The organism is Thalassospira sp. UBA4513, from assembly GCF_002388495.1.
GTDB classification, from domain to species: Bacteria; Pseudomonadota; Alphaproteobacteria; order Rhodospirillales; family Thalassospiraceae; genus Thalassospira; species Thalassospira tepidiphila.
Genome location: NZ_DGMR01000020.1, coordinates 17,977 through 34,960 on the forward strand (window position 1 = coordinate 17,977; position 16,984 = coordinate 34,960).

Annotated in this window: 16 protein-coding genes and 2 tRNA genes; 7 read left to right on the plus strand and 11 right to left on the minus strand. The window is 54.2% G+C overall.

The genetic code is table 11. The annotated features are described in order from the left end of the window. The 5 genes from glyS to B2T33_RS07380 all read right to left on the minus strand — a co-directional run. The coding region (gene glyS, locus B2T33_RS07360; protein WP_286791616.1) for a glycine--tRNA ligase subunit beta at positions 1-1,403 on the minus strand (1,403 nt) is incomplete at its 3' end. 3 nt (positions 1,404-1,406) lie between these two features. After that, positions 1,407-2,297 carry a glycine--tRNA ligase subunit alpha gene (locus tag B2T33_RS07365; protein ID WP_286791617.1) on the minus strand — a complete coding sequence of 297 codons (891 nt, stop codon included), beginning with the start codon at positions 2,295-2,297 and terminating at the stop codon, positions 1,407-1,409. A gap of 261 nt (positions 2,298-2,558) precedes the next feature. Then, positions 2,559-2,783, minus strand: coding sequence for a hypothetical protein (locus tag B2T33_RS07370; RefSeq protein WP_064779554.1), 225 nt, complete (start codon positions 2,781-2,783; stop codon positions 2,559-2,561). Positions 2,784-2,858: 75 nt separating this feature from the next. After that, positions 2,859-3,644, minus strand: coding sequence for a tRNA1(Val) (adenine(37)-N6)-methyltransferase (locus B2T33_RS07375; RefSeq protein ID WP_197145560.1), 786 nt, complete (start codon positions 3,642-3,644; stop codon positions 2,859-2,861). Between the two features lie 38 nt (positions 3,645-3,682). Continuing rightward, positions 3,683-3,940: a DUF2007 domain-containing protein gene (locus tag B2T33_RS07380; RefSeq protein ID WP_197145561.1), complete on the minus strand. Its 258-nt coding sequence runs from the start codon at positions 3,938-3,940 to the stop codon at positions 3,683-3,685. A 253-nt stretch (positions 3,941-4,193) separates the two neighbouring features. Between B2T33_RS07380 and B2T33_RS07385 the strand changes: the two genes are divergently transcribed. From B2T33_RS07385 to B2T33_RS07410, 6 genes are all read left to right on the plus strand, one after another. Next, complete coding sequence (locus B2T33_RS07385) at positions 4,194-5,231, plus strand: polyprenyl synthetase family protein (protein WP_197145562.1); 1,038 nt, start codon at positions 4,194-4,196, stop codon at positions 5,229-5,231. 99 nt (positions 5,232-5,330) lie between these two features. Further along, a tRNA-Pro gene (locus B2T33_RS07390) sits at positions 5,331-5,407 on the plus strand. A 211-nt stretch (positions 5,408-5,618) separates the two neighbouring features. Beyond that, positions 5,619-5,695 (plus strand) — tRNA-Pro (locus B2T33_RS07395). A 529-nt stretch (positions 5,696-6,224) separates the two neighbouring features. Further along, positions 6,225-7,286 carry a TRAP transporter substrate-binding protein gene (locus B2T33_RS07400; protein WP_174713873.1) on the plus strand — a complete coding sequence of 354 codons (1,062 nt, stop codon included), beginning with the start codon at positions 6,225-6,227 and terminating at the stop codon, positions 7,284-7,286. Between the two features lie 110 nt (positions 7,287-7,396). Continuing rightward, positions 7,397-7,981 (plus strand): TRAP transporter small permease subunit, encoded by a 585-nt coding sequence (locus B2T33_RS07405; RefSeq protein ID WP_197145563.1) that lies wholly within the window; start codon positions 7,397-7,399, stop codon positions 7,979-7,981. A 21-nt stretch (positions 7,982-8,002) separates the two neighbouring features. Then, entirely contained in the window at positions 8,003-9,394 is a 1,392-nt protein-coding gene (locus B2T33_RS07410) for a TRAP transporter large permease (RefSeq protein WP_064779556.1), read from the plus strand. Positions 9,395-9,538: 144 nt separating this feature from the next. Here the strand turns inward: B2T33_RS07410 and B2T33_RS07415 are convergent, their stop codons facing one another. Further along, a complete protein-coding gene (locus tag B2T33_RS07415) occupies positions 9,539-10,675 on the minus strand; it encodes a DUF2336 domain-containing protein (protein WP_197145564.1) in 1,137 nt (378 codons plus the stop codon). Between the two features lie 473 nt (positions 10,676-11,148). On the opposite strand from B2T33_RS07415, the gene B2T33_RS07420 reads away from it, so the two are divergent. After that, complete coding sequence (locus B2T33_RS07420; RefSeq protein WP_120224526.1) at positions 11,149-11,547, plus strand: c-type cytochrome; 399 nt, start codon at positions 11,149-11,151, stop codon at positions 11,545-11,547. Between the two features lie 127 nt (positions 11,548-11,674). Here the strand turns inward: B2T33_RS07420 and B2T33_RS07425 are convergent, their stop codons facing one another. From B2T33_RS07425 to B2T33_RS07445, 5 genes are all read right to left on the minus strand, one after another. Beyond that, positions 11,675-12,415: a DUF6969 family protein gene (locus tag B2T33_RS07425; RefSeq protein WP_286791618.1), complete on the minus strand. Its 741-nt coding sequence runs from the start codon at positions 12,413-12,415 to the stop codon at positions 11,675-11,677. A gap of 135 nt (positions 12,416-12,550) precedes the next feature. Further along, complete coding sequence (locus tag B2T33_RS07430; protein WP_197145566.1) at positions 12,551-13,417, minus strand: formylglycine-generating enzyme family protein; 867 nt, start codon at positions 13,415-13,417, stop codon at positions 12,551-12,553. A 208-nt stretch (positions 13,418-13,625) separates the two neighbouring features. Then, a complete protein-coding gene (locus B2T33_RS07435; RefSeq protein ID WP_286791619.1) occupies positions 13,626-13,964 on the minus strand; it encodes a hypothetical protein in 339 nt (112 codons plus the stop codon). A gap of 201 nt (positions 13,965-14,165) precedes the next feature. Then, positions 14,166-14,594, minus strand: coding sequence for a universal stress protein (locus B2T33_RS07440; protein WP_120224523.1), 429 nt, complete (start codon positions 14,592-14,594; stop codon positions 14,166-14,168). Between the two features lie 14 nt (positions 14,595-14,608). After that, positions 14,609-16,984: TRAP transporter permease (locus tag B2T33_RS07445; RefSeq protein ID WP_286791620.1), on the minus strand; the 2,376-nt coding region annotated here is incomplete at its 5' end.

Sequence of the window (16,984 nt, forward strand, 5' to 3'; positions counted from 1 at the left end):
TCTTTTGAACCGGTCGGCTTTTCATCAATCGCAAAGAACCCGGCAAGGGTATCAAGTTTCTCAGCCAAGGCGAGCGCGACCGAAACCGGTGCCGTCGGGCACATGTCCGACGGGCCGGCCGGTGCATAATGCTCGGCAATGGCGTTGGCGACTTCCGGGGCTTCGCCGTCATTTTCGGCGTAGTATTTCCCCATCAGTCCTTGCAGTTCGGTGAATTCAAACACCATCTGCGACACCAGATCGGCCTTGCCGATTTCTGCTGCGCGGTCGGCCAGTTTGACATCACAGCCCGGAATTTCCGCAGATACTTCACGCGCAAGACCGCGCAGGCGCAGAACGCGCTCTGCCAGCGACCCAAGCTTGGCATGGAAGACAATGTTATCAAGTTTCGGCAGACGCGATTGCAGCGTCACTTTTCGATCCTGATCCCAGAAGAACTTGGCATCATGCAAACGGGCACGCAAAACACGCTCGTTCCCGGCGATGATTTTTGCGTTGTTGTCTGCGGTGATCATGTTTGAAACCGTGATGAAGCGCGCGGCAAGCTTGCCAGCCTTGTCTTCGACCACGAAATATTTCTGATGTTCACGCATGGAGGTTTCAAGAACCTCGCGCGGGATATCCATGAACTGGTCATCGACCTTGCCCATGACCGGAACTGGCCATTCGACCAGACCGCAGACTTCTTCCAGAAGACCATTGTCTTCCAGAAGTTCAAAGCCCTCGGAAGCGGCAAGTTTCTTCGCACCCTCAAGGATGACCTGCTTGCGCTCTTCACGGTCAAGCATGACCTTGGCCGCGCGGAGCTTTTCCTTGTATTCGGCCGCGTTCGATACGCTGAATTCAGCCGGGGCAAGGAAACGATGGCCGCGGGTGGTATCGCCTGCGGTGACCGGACCATAGGTGACCGGAATGATCTTGCCATCAAACAGGCAAAGAATGCGGTCAAGCTGGCGCACCCAACGGATTTTCTGATCTGCCCAGCGCATGGATTTCGGCCAAGGCAGTTTGTTCATCGCATCTTCGATGATGTCCTTGATGACTTCGGACGCAGCACGGCCTTTCTGTTCGACAATGGCAAACAGGAAGACGCCCTTGGGCGTTTCGCGCTTTTCACACTGATCAAGGGTCACACCATTGCCCGCAAGGAAGCCATTAATGGCCTTTTCCGGTGCATCGGCACGCGGGCCACGGCGTTCTTCGCGCAGGTCAGGCTGCTTTTCCGGCAGACCATCGACAATCAGGGTCAGGCGACGCGGGGTTACCAGTGCTTCGACCTTATCGAACCCAAGGTCGGCGGCCTTCAGACCATCGGTGACCAGTTTGGTCAGGTCTTCGGCTGCACGCGCCTGCATGCGGGCCGGGATTTCTTCGGAGAACAGTTCAAGAAGTAATTCGGCCATGACTTATGCCTCCTCGTTCAGATGGCCACGCGACCGCAGCCACGCCTCGCAGCAGGATTTCGACATGTCACGAACACGGCCGATATAGGCCGCACGTTCGGTCACGGAAATCACACCGCGCGCATCAAGGAGGTTAAACAGATGGGATGCCTTCATGGCCTGCTCATAGGCCGGCAGGGCCAGACCGCGTTCGATATTCACCGCACACTCGGCCTGTGCATCCTTGAAGTGCTGGAACAACATTTCGGTGTTTGCGACTTCAAAGTTATAGGTCGACTGTTCTTTTTCATTCTGAAGGAACACGTCGCCATAGGTCACGCCAGCGCCGTTGTAATCGAGGTCGTAAACGTTTTCGACGCCCTGAATGTACATCGCCAGACGTTCCAGACCATAGGTCAGCTCGACCGGGACCGGATTACATTCAAAACCACCGACTTGCTGGAAATAGGTGAACTGGGTGACTTCCATACCATCAAGCCACACTTCCCAGCCAAGGCCCCATGCGCCCAATGTCGGGCTTTCCCAGTCATCCTCGACGAAGCGGATATCGTGCTTCATCGGATCGAGGCCGATGGCCTTCAGGGAGCCGAGATACAGCTCCTGGCTGTCCGCCGGGGACGGCTTGATCAGGGCCTGGAACTGGTAATAGTGCTGCAGACGGTTGGGGTTCTCGCCGTAACGACCATCGGTCGGGCGCCGCGACGGCTGCACATAGGCTGCATTCCAGGTTTCCGGACCAAGCGCGCGCAGGGTTGTCGCGGTGTGGAAGGTACCGGCACCGACTTCCAAGTCATAAGGCTGCAGGATGACACATCCCTGATCAGCCCAATAGCTTTGCAGTCGAAGAATGATTTCCTGGAATGAAGGGGGACGTTGCGACCCGTCGAGCGCCATGGCGCGAACTCTCTATTTCTGTTGTCTGTAAATTTAGTGCGGCAAGCTACCGCCCTGCCCCCGCGCGGTCAAGAAGGCAAAAGCCCTGAGACGCGCTGAATTTGCAACCCTTGTATCCCGCCCTTCGCGATCATGCCGCATTGCAGCAACATTGATCATCGATTATCGGGAAAAATCCAAGTCAAATTCGCGCGGATTGCCCCAAAGTCGAATGCAGCACAGGCGCTTTGATCAGAACCCGGCTTTTATCGCTGAAACGGCTTACGTATCACAGCGATGCGCATTGCCTTCGGCATGGTACACGCCGCAATGCGGGCATTTTTCCAGTTCATGGGCAATCGGCTTGGTTTGCTTTTTCTTTTCCTGGCCGGTTTGCTTGGGCTGTTCGTTGCTTGAAACCTGTTTGCCGCGATTAAACAGCTTGAAGCCTTGCCAGACGACAACGATGATCAGCGCGGTGAAGAGGATTTTCGAAAAACTCAGCATATCAGGTCCCAAAGCACGGATTTATCTGCGAGATCTGTCGCAGGCATGTCGTTCTTATATTGAAGTTTGATCGAATTAGAAACCGGGCAATGCCATAGGGTTGCGCAAAAGGGTATCGGTTTGCGGCAAATAGGCCCCGCCTTCGTCGTGCAAAACGATCCCGCGCCGCATGGTTAATGGCGACGCAACGCCTTTACGCGCCGAGACGATCACACGCAGGGGCGCCTCGGCATCCGCTTTGCTCCAGATCGGATAAACTGTCATGTCACCGGCCCGTCCATGCAACAGACCAATGATCCGGTCCAAATGATCGGCACGATGTACAAGCGTAATCCGTCCCTTTTGCCGCACCATCTTAAGACAAAAGGCAATCCAGTCCTTGAGGTCTGCGGTGCCTTCCTGATGGGCCTTCGCACGGCTTTCATTACTCGGCCGCGTGCCTCCAGCATAATAGGGCGGGTTGGAAATGACCTGATCAAAGCTTTCAGCCACCAGCGGCAGGCGACCATCATTGATGTCGCCATGAATTGGGGTCACACGCCCCGCCAGATCATTTTCCATCACGTTGCGGCAAAACAGCGCATACAGATCGTCTTGCAGCTCGACACCAGTCACCTTCGCCGTTTCCAGACGACGGGCAACGCAAAGCCCGGCTGTGCCGACAGCCGCACCGACATCAAGGATCTTTTCATCACGACGGGAATTGATCGAAACCGATGCGGCCAGCAACACAGCATCCACCGCCGCCCGATAGCCGTCGACAGGCTGCTTAAGCACCACCGATCCGCCAAGAAGAAAATCATGGCTGATGCGTTCTTCTGGGAAGTCGGGCACTTCAATGCGTGTGGCTGCATTCACCATCGATTTTCCTGATCTGTCGTTCTGATCTGATTGACCTGTTACTCGGACGGCATCGCGTCCGACGCATCACGCTTTGCGTTATGCTCATCCAGTTCGCGTCTGGCAACATCAAGAACGTATTTCGCACGACTTTCCGCATCACCATCCACCATCAGACGCCGTGGCAAGGCACCGATCGATCCTTCGATGATGCTGGCGTGGTAGTCAAAGATATGGCTGTCGATGCCCTCATCGGCCAACACAGCCTGTGCCCAGCTCAGTTCGATGGGATCGTTACTGCGAAAAAGTTCGATCATCTGCATTTTCCTTCAAACTGTGATCTGGTCTTGCATACGTTCTGAAATAAGAAGAAATCCAAAAAACGATAATATCTCTATAATGTAGGCGTTTGCGGTGATGGTTTTCAAAACCTGTGCGATAAAACTGTGAATTGCCAACGATCAGGCGTGTGTCTGCACCGCATTTGTCCACTTGACCACAACAGCTTGGCCTATCTATGTTGAGGCCGCCTGCTGTTATTTGCAATCTTCGCCCACGCAGGCAGCGAAGATGCCATTTGAGAAGTCGGAATACAGCGTGACCAATACCGCACCGCAGCCAAAGACTCAGCCGAGCCTTGATTCACTGGTCAACCTCGTTGATGGCGACATGAAGCGCGTCAATCAGGTGATCATCGACAACATGCACAGCGAAGTCGCCCTGATTCCGCAATTGGCCACCCATCTTGTCGCGGCGGGAGGCAAACGCATGCGCCCGATGCTGACACTGGCATCGGCACGGCTTTGCGGATATGGCGATGGACCGCATGCTGTGGACCTTGCGGCCTGCGTTGAATTCATTCATACCGCGACCCTTCTGCACGACGATGTCGTCGATGAAAGCCAGCTGCGCCGTGGTCAGGCATCGGCAAATGCGCTGTTTGGCAACGAAGCCAGCGTTCTTGTGGGTGATTTCCTGTTTGCGCGCGCCTTTGTCGTGATGGTCAAAACCGGGTCGCTGAGGGTTCTTGATATTCTGGCACAGGCATCTGCCGTCATTGCCGAGGGCGAAGTTCTTCAACTTTCGACCGCCAATGACATGGGCACCTCCGAAGAGGCCTATCTCGAAGTCATCACCGCCAAGACCGCAGCGCTGTTTGGCGCGGCATCCCAGATTGGTGCGGTCATTGCCGAACGTTCGGCCGAGGATGAAGAAGCACTTCGTCTGTATGGCATTTACCTTGGCACCGCGTTCCAGTTGATTGACGATGTTCTGGATTATTCCGCCCATCAGGCAACCCTTGGCAAGACCGTTGGCGATGATTTCCGCGACGGCAAGGTGACGCTTCCGGTGATCATTGCCTATGCCAATGGCGATAAAGACGAAAAGGCCTTCTGGCGTCGCTGCATGGAAGATCAGGACTTCCAGGATGGCGATCTGGATCGTGCGCAAACGCTGATCCGCAAGTATGATGCACTCGATGCATCAATGGATCGCGCCCGCGAATTCGGCGAAAAGGCGATTGCCACCCTGTCACGTTTTGACGATGGCGCGATCAAGGATGCAATGATCGAGGCGGTCGAATTCTGCATTTCGCGCCCATACTAATCGATATTCCCGTTGCGCATGCCGGGGTCACACCCGGACGGCGCAAAAATATCTTGCGTCGCCTGCGATAAACTATTATCACCCGGCTTCGCAGAATGACGGAGCGTAGCTCAGCCTGGTAGAGCACTGTCTTCGGGAGGCAGGGGTCGGAGGTTCGAATCCTCTCGCTCCGACCATCATTCAAAGGCCCTGAAACGTTTATGCGTTTCGGGGCCTTTTGCGTTTCAGTCAAAGATGCGTCGCGCCCTCATCACCTGCAGAGGCAGGATTTTCAATCGCTTGTTAAACTGCCCGTCCCGCGCACGCCTACACTGACATTTTTTCCGCCAAAACGACCGGTTTATGCTTGATCCACGCCAAAAGAAGGGATAAACCTCCGCCCACTGACGGAGCGTAGCTCAGCCTGGTAGAGCACTGTCTTCGGGAGGCAGGGGTCGGAGGTTCGAATCCTCTCGCTCCGACCATCAGTCGGGCGGTCTTTCATTGAAAGGCCGCCCGTTTTCGTTTTCAAACGATTTCTTCCCCTGTCTCACGACGAAAATGACGCCATCTGCTGCATTTGCAATATCGCAAGACAGCATCGTTCGCCGGGATTGCGGCAACAATCGCCCAGACATCACCCTGGCGTCACACAGAATCCCGGGCACGAATCCCCCCACAGTAATTAGGGTGATAAAACCAAAATCCCCTAAGCCGCGGCGATCATGCAGCTTTTTGACCCGGAATTTTCAAACGGCATGAATGAACGCCAAATGCGCATTCCCGTGCGGAATTCCTGCTTTCCACGCCTGACACGAAGTTTTCTTTTCGCACTGCAAAAGGATATTTTCTTTCGCAAACGGTGAAACAAACTTGCTCATCCTTGCGAAATACGCTTATGCTTCGCCCTGCAACATAAAAATCGGGGAGAATACCACCCAATAATAAAAGCAAAAGGTGGTGGTCGGCCTCACGTGGTATTACCAATTTCGGACTTCTTAGGGAGGAAGACGAATGACTTTTTCTAAAATGCTTAAATCCGCAACTTGTGCGGCCGTTCTTGCTGCGGTCGCGGTTGCGGCAGTACCTTCTGATGCGGATGCTCAGGATCGCGTTCGCTGGAAAATGGGCTCGACCTATCCGGGCAGCCTGACCCAGCTTGGTACGCTTGGCAAACGCGTCGACGAGAAGATCGACCAAGTTTCTGGCGGCAATATCAACATCAAATTCTATGAGCCGGGCGCACTTGTGCCGGCACTGGAAGTTTTCGATGCGGTTTCGACCGGCTCGATTGATGCCGCCTTCTCCACCCCGGGTTACTGGGCAGGTAAGGTTCCGGCCCTTCAGCTTTTCGGTGCCGTTCCGTTCGGCCCGCAGGCGGGTGAATATCTGGCATGGGTCAAGTTTGGCGGCGGCCAGGAAATCTTTGACAAGCTTTATGCCGAACATGGCATCAAATCGCTGTTCTGCGGCCTGATCGCACCGGAAGCATCTGGTTGGTTCTCCAAGGAGATCAATTCGCCGGAAGACCTTAAGGGTCTGAAAATGCGCTTCTTCGGTCTTGGCGCGAAAGTGATGGAAAAACTTGGTGTTTCCACCCAGCTTTTGGCAGGTGGCGACATCTATCCGGCACTTGAACTTGGCACGATTGACGCGACCGAGTTCTCCATGCCGGCGATTGACTTGAAACTCGGCTTCCACCAGGTCGCGAAGTACTACTACTTCCCGGGTTGGCACCAGCAGTCGACCCTGTTCGATCTGATGATGAACAAGGAAAAATGGGATGCGCTTTCCGATACCCAGCGTGCCCAGATCGAGTCCGTCTGTAACGACAACCTTGCATATGGCTTTGCAGAAGGTGAAGCGATCCAGTTCGACGCCCTGAAAGAACTTCAGGAAAAAGGCGTGAACATCAAGAAATGGTCGCCGGAAATGCTCGATGCCATGCGTGGTGCCTGGGAAGAAGTCGCAGCCGAGCTCTCAGCTGAAGATGCGAACTTCAAAATGGCTTATGAAAGCCTCCAGAGCTTCCGCGAAAACTACAAGATCTGGAAAGACATCGGTTATCTCGATTAATCCAACAGGTCTGAACGACTGTTAAGTCAGTCGACAAAAACAATTCTCGGCAAGGCCGGGTGCTCCGTGCCCCGGCCTTGACCGCGATAAGAAGACCCGGGAGACCTTCTATGGAAGCGCTACTGAAATTTAGTGACATCATCGATGCCATCGTGACCCGCGTGGGAAAGTGGGCAAGCCTGCTTGCGATACCATTGATGATTGTCATCCTGTACGACGTGATCCAACGTAAATTCGGCGGTCAGGGATCCATCAAGCTCCAGGAGCTTGAATGGCACCTGCATACCGGCCTGTTTATGCTGTGCTTTGGTTTCGCCTATATTCGCGATGCACATGTTCGTATCGAACTTATTCGCGACAACCTTCGCCCCCGCACCCGCGCGATTGTCGAGATGATCGGCGGCATCATTTGCGTACTGCCATTCTGTGCTTTGGTGCTGTATTTCGGGTTTGATTTTGTTGCCCGTTCCTTTGAAAGCCACGAAGTTTCGGCTTCAACCACGGGTCTGACCCATCGCTGGATCATCAAATCAACCATTCCCATCGGCTTTGGCCTTCTCGCCATGGCGGGGCTTTCGATCTTCCTGAAATGCTTCGTCTATGTCTTTGGCCCGACCAACCTGCATAAGCGCGCAGGCTATTACGTCGGGACCCACCATCTTGAAGACCTTGGCAAAGCCAAGATCGAAGACTGAGCGGAACGGGGATAATTCCAAATGGATAACTTCTATATCGAAGACTGGTTTCCGCTGTTCATGTTTGCCTCGCTCGGCATTCTTGTCTTCACGGGACTTCCGGTTGCTTTCGTCATTTCCGGCATCGGGATCGCCTTTGGCTTTCTGGGCATGGCCTATGACGTTTTCTCGTTTATTGAATTTTTCAATATCGTTTCACGTATCTGGGGCGGCATCTCCGAAAACATGGTGATGGTTGCCGTGCCGATGTTCATTTACATGGGCACGATGCTTGAAAAAAGTGGTGTTGCAGAAGACCTTCTGGAATGCCTCAACATGCTGCTGCGTAAAGTGCCGGGCGGTCTTGCCCTCTCGGTAACTCTGATGGGCACCATCATGGCGGCAACCACCGGTATTATTGGCGCATCGGTTGTGATGATGACCCTGCTTGCCCTGCCGGTGATGATGCGTCGTAATTATGATCCGTCACTGGCCACCGGAACCATTGCGGCATCCGGGACGCTCGGCATTCTGATCCCGCCATCGATCATGCTGGTTCTGATGTCCGACCTTTTGTCGGTATCGGTTGGCAACCTGTTCCTGGCAGCGATCATTCCGGGTCTGCTCCTTGCAAGCTTGTACACGGTTTATATCTTTGTACGCTGTCAGCTGAACCCGTCGCTTGCCCCGCCGCTTCCAGAAGGCGAAGCAGTACACGGCAAAGACCTTGTCATGATGATGCTGCGCAGCTTCCTGCCACCGGTCTTCCTGATTGTTCTGGTTCTGGGTTCGATCTTTGCCGGTTTTGCCACCCCGACCGAGGCCGCAGGCGTTGGCGCGGTTGGTGCAACCTTCCTGGCACTGGTCAAAGGGCGCCTGAAATGGCCGGTTCTTAAGGATGTCTGCGAACGGTCTGCACTGACCGGCGCAATGCTGTTCTTCCTGTTTGCCGGCGCGACGGTGTTTTCCTATGTCTTCCGTTCGCTAGGTGGCGATGATCTGGTAATTGACCTTGTCGAAGGTGCCGGTCTTGGTCCGTGGGGCATCTTGCTTTTGCTGATGCTGATCGTCTTTATCCTTGGCTTCTTCTTTGACTGGGTCGAGATCACCCTGATTGTGCTGCCGATCTTTGCACCGGTCATTGCCCAGCTTGATTTTGGGCATCACCTTGATATCGGGGGCCTTGAAGCCACCGAGGCACAGGTTCTGACCTGGTTTGCGGTCCTTGTGGCGGTGAACCTGCAAACAAGCTTCTTAACGCCACCGTTTGGGTTTGCCCTATTCTATCTCAAGGGTGTGGCGCCGAAATCCATCACCATCCAGCAGATCTACAAAGGCATCATTCCCTTCGTACTTCTGCAGGTTCTGGGTCTTATCCTCGTGATGTACTTCCCGGAACTGGCACTTTGGATGCCCAACACGCTGCTTGAATAGTGTGGCGTTTGGATAAGAACTGACAAAGGGCGCTGTCGGCATGGCAGCGCCCTTTTTGTTTGGGCAACGAAGGCCCAAAAGAAAACCGCCCGGATTACACATCGGGCGGTTTTGACTTCAAGATCATCGTGCTGACAGGCGAGATCAGTGATGCAACGCCCGTTCGCCCGGAAGCTGCAACATACGGCCCATCAGATAATCTACGTCATCTGAATCGAACTCGACCCCAAGATCACCATACTGGGTCAGGACCCGTTCGATCATCCGGCGTGAATAACGTTCCTTGTCATGTTCTTCACCGTCAAAGGAAGTCTCGCGGGCAACTTCGATCGCCGCACGAACACCCGGGAAGAAATGCTCTGGCATGCAGGCCTTGTTATAGATCGCTTCAAGGCCAAACGGACCACTGTCATGAATAAGAATACGGGTATTGATCAACGAGACACCCGCACGTTTCGCCAAGGCGGCCTCGAAGAAGGATACATCGCCCATGCAAAGTGCGCGCAGGATCAAACCGCTTGTCAGACGCTTGTTGTTATAAAGATGTTCGACAAGCAGTTCGACATCGCGTTCTTCGACACCATCACCAAGAAGCCCGATGGTCGCGCTTTCCTGCGACTGGGTCATGACTGCGTTAACGATCCCTTCCGGGATGTGACCGCGTGAAATCAGTTGCGAACGCATCCGTTCGGACACCAGTGTCACCATGCGTTCGGCAATCGTGATCGGCAGATGATTGCGTTCGATCATCGGTTTCTGGATGCGTTCATTGTCGCCGAAATCATCAACGACCTTTTGCAGGGAAACCTCGCTGATTTCGGCACCCTGGTTTGACATCAGGTCGACCATCACGTCTTCATGGCCGATATCGACCAGCGTTGCCGAAACGACTTCGGAAACATATGACCGTGAGGCGATCGCACGCTGCTTTTCGACACTGTCGGCATTATCACCGATGATGTCGACAAGGTCGTCGTCATTAAGAACTTCGGAAAACTCAAGAACCGGAAGCGCAACTTCGTCCACATCACGGGCCAGCGTCGCGGCAACGTCGTGGGGCACCAAAGGCGTCTGGGCAAGGTTTTTGGCAAGCGCCTTGCGCACGCGGACTTCCGCGTCACGGATCATCAGACGGAAAATATCTTCGGCCAGAACACGTTCGCTGTCAGTCAGGGTCTCGGTCGTGAATTCACGACTGATCTTGTCGGCCGTGTCCGCGCGATTTTCCCCTGACGGGTCCTGAACCAGCTTGCTCAGATCTTCTTTGGTGATACGTGGCAATAGATATCTCCTGGCACGCTTCTCATATGGCTGCCAAATTTCTGCGCAACATTATACTTCTGGCAGGAATTCGACAAACATATTTTCCTTAGTTGGGGCACAAGGTCCTGATTTTCAACCATCCTGTTGATCAATTGTCGAACCGGGACATTCCGCGTCCCTGATGGATTTCATCAAACCTTCTGCCACAATGGCAAAAACACACTATTTCAGTCGTAGGCCTTACACCAGCAATCAGAAGCATCTGAAATCTGGCAAATTTCGACAGCTCAGTGCAAAAATTGACTAAACTCAAATTTTTCACCATCACACTATGATAGATCTGGTTACCAGTTTTTGAAGATCAAGCGATCTTGTACTTGTTCGACGCATAACAATATCCCGCGTTGACCTTGCGTTTACCCACAGATGCGCCAGAAAGTGGTGCATTATCCCGATCACCGGGAACATCGAACTAAGAGAGAGGCTCAATAATGACGTTTTCGCGCAAACTGGTTCTCGTTGCCAGCTCCATCGCCTTCCTGTCTGCCGCCCCTGCGATTGCTGGTGATGCGGAGAAAGGTGAAAAACTTTTCAAGCGCTGCGCTGCTTGCCACAGCCTTGATGCTGGTGTGAACAAGGTCGGCCCAAGTCTTGCTGGCGCTTTCGGTCGTGAATGCGGCACGGTTGAAGGCTTCAAATACGGCAAGGGTTATCTTGCAGCCTGCGAAAAAGGGTTTGTTGCTGACGAAGCGTTCCTGACCGATTACCTCAAGGATCCGTCCGCGAAACTGAGCGAAATCGCAGGTTCCAAGGAACGCTCCAAAATGGCGTTCAAACTCAACAAAGATGAAGATGTTGCCGACATCATCGAGTTCCTGAAAGCTCAGTAACACTTTTACGATCTCGGAATATGAAATGGCCGGAGCAAAATGCCCCGGCCATTTTTGTTATTTGCACTCTGTTTGAAATCTCTGGCGATGCGTCCTTGGTATTTCAGATGCCAGTTGCGCAGGCACGCTATGCCGCCTCGCGCCGACGCAGAAGTTCTTCGCCGACCGAACGCATCTGCTCCACCGTTGCGACATCCAGGGTCGCAGTGACTTCAAGATCACGATCTTCATAGACGTCACGGTCCGGGTGTTTTTGCGCCCAGTCGGCCACCGCCTGATCGCGTTCGCGGATCAGTTGTTCAATCTGCGGCCGGAAAAGCACCATCATGCCCGACACCCAGCGATTGACCGGCCAGGACGGCTGGGCATGGTCGATGACAAAACCATCAAGCATGCCGATGACGTCTTCGGCGTCATACCAGACTTCGCCGGTGACCCAACGGTTGGTGGTAAACAATCGCTGGCAAAAGCCGAACTCATCCATCGAAAACGCGATCAAATGCGAAAGCGCATCGTTCGGCCCCTCGGGATAGGTGAAGCCGTCGATCTGTTTGGGTTTGCAACCATCGGGCATGCCGCGCGGGCGCATGAATGTATGGAAATGTCCGTGCTCATCCCAATCACGGCGCTCTTCCTTGGGATGGGCGTGATAATAGAACTGTGCATGTGACTGGCGATCATAGACATCGCCTTCGGGGTAATGGTTCCATTCATAGAACGTCCCCGACCCCTTGATCAGTTCACCAACGATGTTATCGCCCGTCGCTGTCAAAACGCGATGACATTCCATAACATCGCGTCCCGCGGCCAACATCTTTTCAAGCTGATCTGTCGGGATAGACGCCAAATCGAGTTTGTCTTCAGTCATTTCTTTACCAACATCGTTGCGATCCACCCGCTATTCCTTTTGCACAGAATAAGGCGGTTTGCGACCGATCACGCCAATAAACCCCTTTCAACAGTTAGTGATTTGATGGCGGTTTGCAACAATCGTCTCGGGCGATCAGTGATCGCGCATCACCCGGAAACCAATCAGGATGTGCTTGAGATATTCCGGGCGGGCGTGACGGGCGGCCGGGCGACAAACCCCGCACCCGCGATCATCCCATGATCCGCCCTTAACGGTGCGATAGCCTGGCTGGGAAGACGAAGACGTCCATTCAAACACCTGCCCGACACCATCAAGCACACCATATGGCCCGGCCTCGAACTGGCCGACCGGCATGGTATCAAACGGCCCGCTATCGGCACTGTTCAGGCGGCTTGCATCGAAAATATTTCCCCAAGGATAGAACGTGCCATCCGGGCCGCGCGTCGCCTTTTCCCAATAAAGCTCATCGGGCAAGCGCCAGCTTTCACCCGTCTTTTCGCTGAGCCAACGAGTATAGGCGTTGGCATCCTGCCAAGACACCAGAACGACCGGATGATTGCCACGCCCGCGCGGGGGACGACCATCGTTCCAAAGGAACGGCACGATGGTGTCATAGTTATAAATCAGCCCCTGACGTTCCCAGTCTTCCTGGCTGATCGTCGGTGCGGGATGGCCGGTTTCTTCGACAAAAACCGCATACTGGTCGTTGGTTACCGGTGTTTTGCCGATATCATAGCCCAAAAGATGGACGCGCCATTTATCGGCTTCGAGATCATACCAACGGTTACGGCGGCTGATATCGTGGCCATAAACCTGCTCGTCAATCTGATAGGCATATTGCCGTTCGACTGAATCGGATCCCTGCCAGAACCAGCCAGACGGAATGTCGACCGTCTCGGGGATTCCATTACCTGCCGCCTCTGCGTTTCCCGCAAGACCAACAACGCACGCAACAGCGCAGAACTTCCAGATTTCTGCGATACGATCCCCGACTATCATACAAACTTCCGTCCTGATGGGCGGTGCGGCTCACGCTTTATTCAAACGAAACCCCAACTTATGCCCCCTTTATAACTGACCCCAAGATGCTGAACTTTTGCCGCACTTTCAATCGGTTTGACAGTTTTTAACCGGTATTTGTGACATGCATTTTCTCTAATGGGCTTCTAATCAATTGTAGGCAAACACCTTTTTGAACACGACGGTCTCACACAACAGTGAAACCATGTGACGCCGCTTCGGTGAAGAATTGGATCATAGTGCGCTTACCGATGGGCGATGGAACGCCCCGGATTGAACTTACCGGATCTTCAGAGAGGCACGACATGACCAAGAAATCCATGACTTTCGCACAAAAGGCACTCATCCCGGCGATGGCAATCGGCACCAGCCTTGCCATGGCAACACCAATGGCGATGGCCGCCCCGCTTCCGGCACCGACCGCCGAAGTGGCAAGCTGCGCACCGTGCAGCCCATGTGCAGCAAATCCTTGTGCCGCAAACCCGTGTGCTGCCAACCCGTGTGCTGCCAACCCGTGTGCTGCCAAAAAAGTGGTTAACCCCTGCAGCCCGTGTGCGGCAAACCCGTGCGCAGCTAATCCATGTGCTGCGAAAAACCCGTGTGCGGCCAATCCGTGTGCGGCTAACCCTTGCGCCGCGAAGTAAATACCTGATCCGTCCCAACGGCAACGGGGGCGATGCAGTTGCATCGCCCCCGTTTTCTATTCAAGCAGGAAGGCCGTCCAATCCTATTCGCGAACGACCATCACCGAGCAATCTGCATGGCGCACAACGCGCGCAGCATTCGGCCCCAGAAGGTAATCCTTCAGTTCCGGGCGATGGGATCCGATCACGATCAGGTCGCAATTGGTTTTCTTCGCGATCTGAAGGATGACCTCATAAACCGTTCCCTGGCCCACGATGTGCTGCACCTTGATGTCTGACGGAATATGTTCAGCCACAAATTTGTGCAGGCGTTCGTTATAGGCTTCAAGAACCTTGGTTTCGTAGCCTTTCGGGAAGAATTGACCAACCATCGACATTCCAACCGTGGGTACCACGGTCAGAACATGAAGGCGCGCGCCAAAGCTTTGCGCCTGCTTGATTGCAACCGGTACGGCCTTCTTCCAGGAAGACTCATGATCAAGATCTACTGTGACCAGAATATCCTTGTACATGTTCAATCTCCCAGTCAGGCCGTACCAAGCGCGTCTTCACTGCGCTTGCGTCGGCGTTGAAGAACAATAATCCCACCCAGCAACAGGAAGGCCGGGATAAAGAAGACTTCCTTGGCCGGACGATCAGCCTCGACCTTTACCGCGGTGATTTCAAAATCGAAATCAAGACCGGCTTTCTCGGCCGGACCAGCAAAGACCAGATCGTCGATATAGATACGACCATCTTCATTCCGAATACCGATACCGGCGTGATAAAGGCGATCTTCCCCCGCACCTGCCGGCCCAAGCGGCAGCATCACGGATTTGGAAACCTCATCCCCTTCAATGCTGATGCCTTCGACATCCAGAAGGATGTTGGATTCAGGCGGCATGTTGGCGGCATCTTCGACAATGGTTGTCGCCGGCAGGTTTTCATAAGGCGGCGCAATCATGTCGAGCCAGAAACCCGGCCGGAACAAGGTGAACGCGATCAACAGCAGTGCCGCACTTTCCCACAGCTTGGACCGGGCAAAGAAATAACCCTGCGTCGCTGCGGCAAAGACCAGCATGGCGATTGTCGAAACAATGATCACCATCACCACATCCAGCGGATGATCCAGACCGATCATCAGAAGTTGCGTGTTGAACAGGAAAAGGAACGGCAGGACGGCTGTGCGCATCGAGTAGAAGAACGCAACCAGCCCCGTCTTCATCGGATCAGCCCCCGATACGGCGGCTGCGGCAAAGGATGCCAAACCGACCGGCGGGGTCACATCGGCCATGATACCGAAATAGAAGACGAACAGGTGAACCGCGATTAAAGGTACGATCAGTCCGTTTGCCGCGCCAAGTTCGACAATCACCGGTGCCATCAGGCTGGAAACCACGATGTAGTTTGCCGTGGTAGGCAGCCCCATGCCAAGAATCAGGCTGATCACGGCGGTGAAGATCAGGATCAGCATCAAATTGCCGCCCGAAATCAGTTCGACGAATTCAACCATCACCTGACCGATACCGGTCAGTGACACCGTACCAACGATGATACCGGCGGCGGCCGTTGCCACACCGATACCGATCATGTTGCGGGCACCGGTGGCAAAACCGTCAATCACGTCGATCAAGCCAAGTTTCAGGTCGTTGGAAACATTACGGCTTTTGCGGAAGATGCCCTTGGCCGCATGCTGGGTCAGCATGATGAAGATCATCAGAACCGTCGCCCAGAAGGCGGACAAGCCCGGTGATTTCAATTCAATCATCAGGAACCAGACCAGAACCACAACCGGCAGCAGATAATGCAAGCCAGCCTTGGCGGTTTCACCCAAAGCCGGCAACTCGACCACCGGCTGGTTGGGATCATCCATTTCAAGATCGGGATATCTTGCCGCGTAATAAAGCCCTGCCAGATAAATCGCAGCACACTCGAGTGCGACAATCCAACCAACGGCATCACCAAATAGCTGCTTCTGGAAGACAATGGCGTAGTAAACCAGCCCCGAAAGCACCACCAGCGACAGCACGAATAAAAGCGACCTGATCAGAGTCTGACCAAGGGTCGAGGTCACCCGTTTCGGCAGGCCCTTCATGTTCGCCTTAAGTGCCTCAAGGTGAACAATGTAGATCAGCGCGATATAGGAAATCGTGGCTGGCAGGAAGGCATGCTTGATGACTTCCGGGTACGGAATGCCGACATATTCCACCATCAGGAAGGCCGCAGCCCCCATCACAGGCGGCATGATCTGACCATTGACCGAGGATGCGACTTCCACCGCACCGGCCTTCTCGCCCGAGAAACCAACGCGCTTCATCAGCGGAATGGTAAAGGTACCGGTCGTCACAACGTTGGCAATCGAGGACCCGGAAATCAGGCCGGTCATCGCCGATGACAAAACAGCGGCCTTTGCCGGGCCACCGCGCATGTGACCAAGGGCGGCAAAGGCAACCTTGATGAAATAGTTGCCTGCACCCGCCTTATCGAGAAGCGATCCAAACAGGACAAACAGAAACACAAAGCTGGTTGATACGCCAAGCGCGATACCAAACACGCCTTCGGTCGTGATCCACTGATGCGACATCGCCTTGGAGAAGCTTGCACCACTCCATTGCAGAACGTCGGGCACCCACGGTGCATTGCCAAAGAAGACATATGCCAGGAACACCATCGCAACGATCATCAAGGGCGGGCCAAGTGCGCGACGGGTTGCCTCAAGCAACATGACAAGACCAACGCCAGCCGCAACAAGGTCGCCCGTGGTCGGAAGCCCGGGACGATCCGAGATTTCACGATAGAAAATGTAAATGTAGGCCGCGCAAAACGCGCCAACCGCCGCCAGCACCCAATCCATGATCGGGATATAACTGCGCGGCGAATTCTTGAAGGCCGGATAGGCCATAAAGGCCAGGAAAATTGCAAA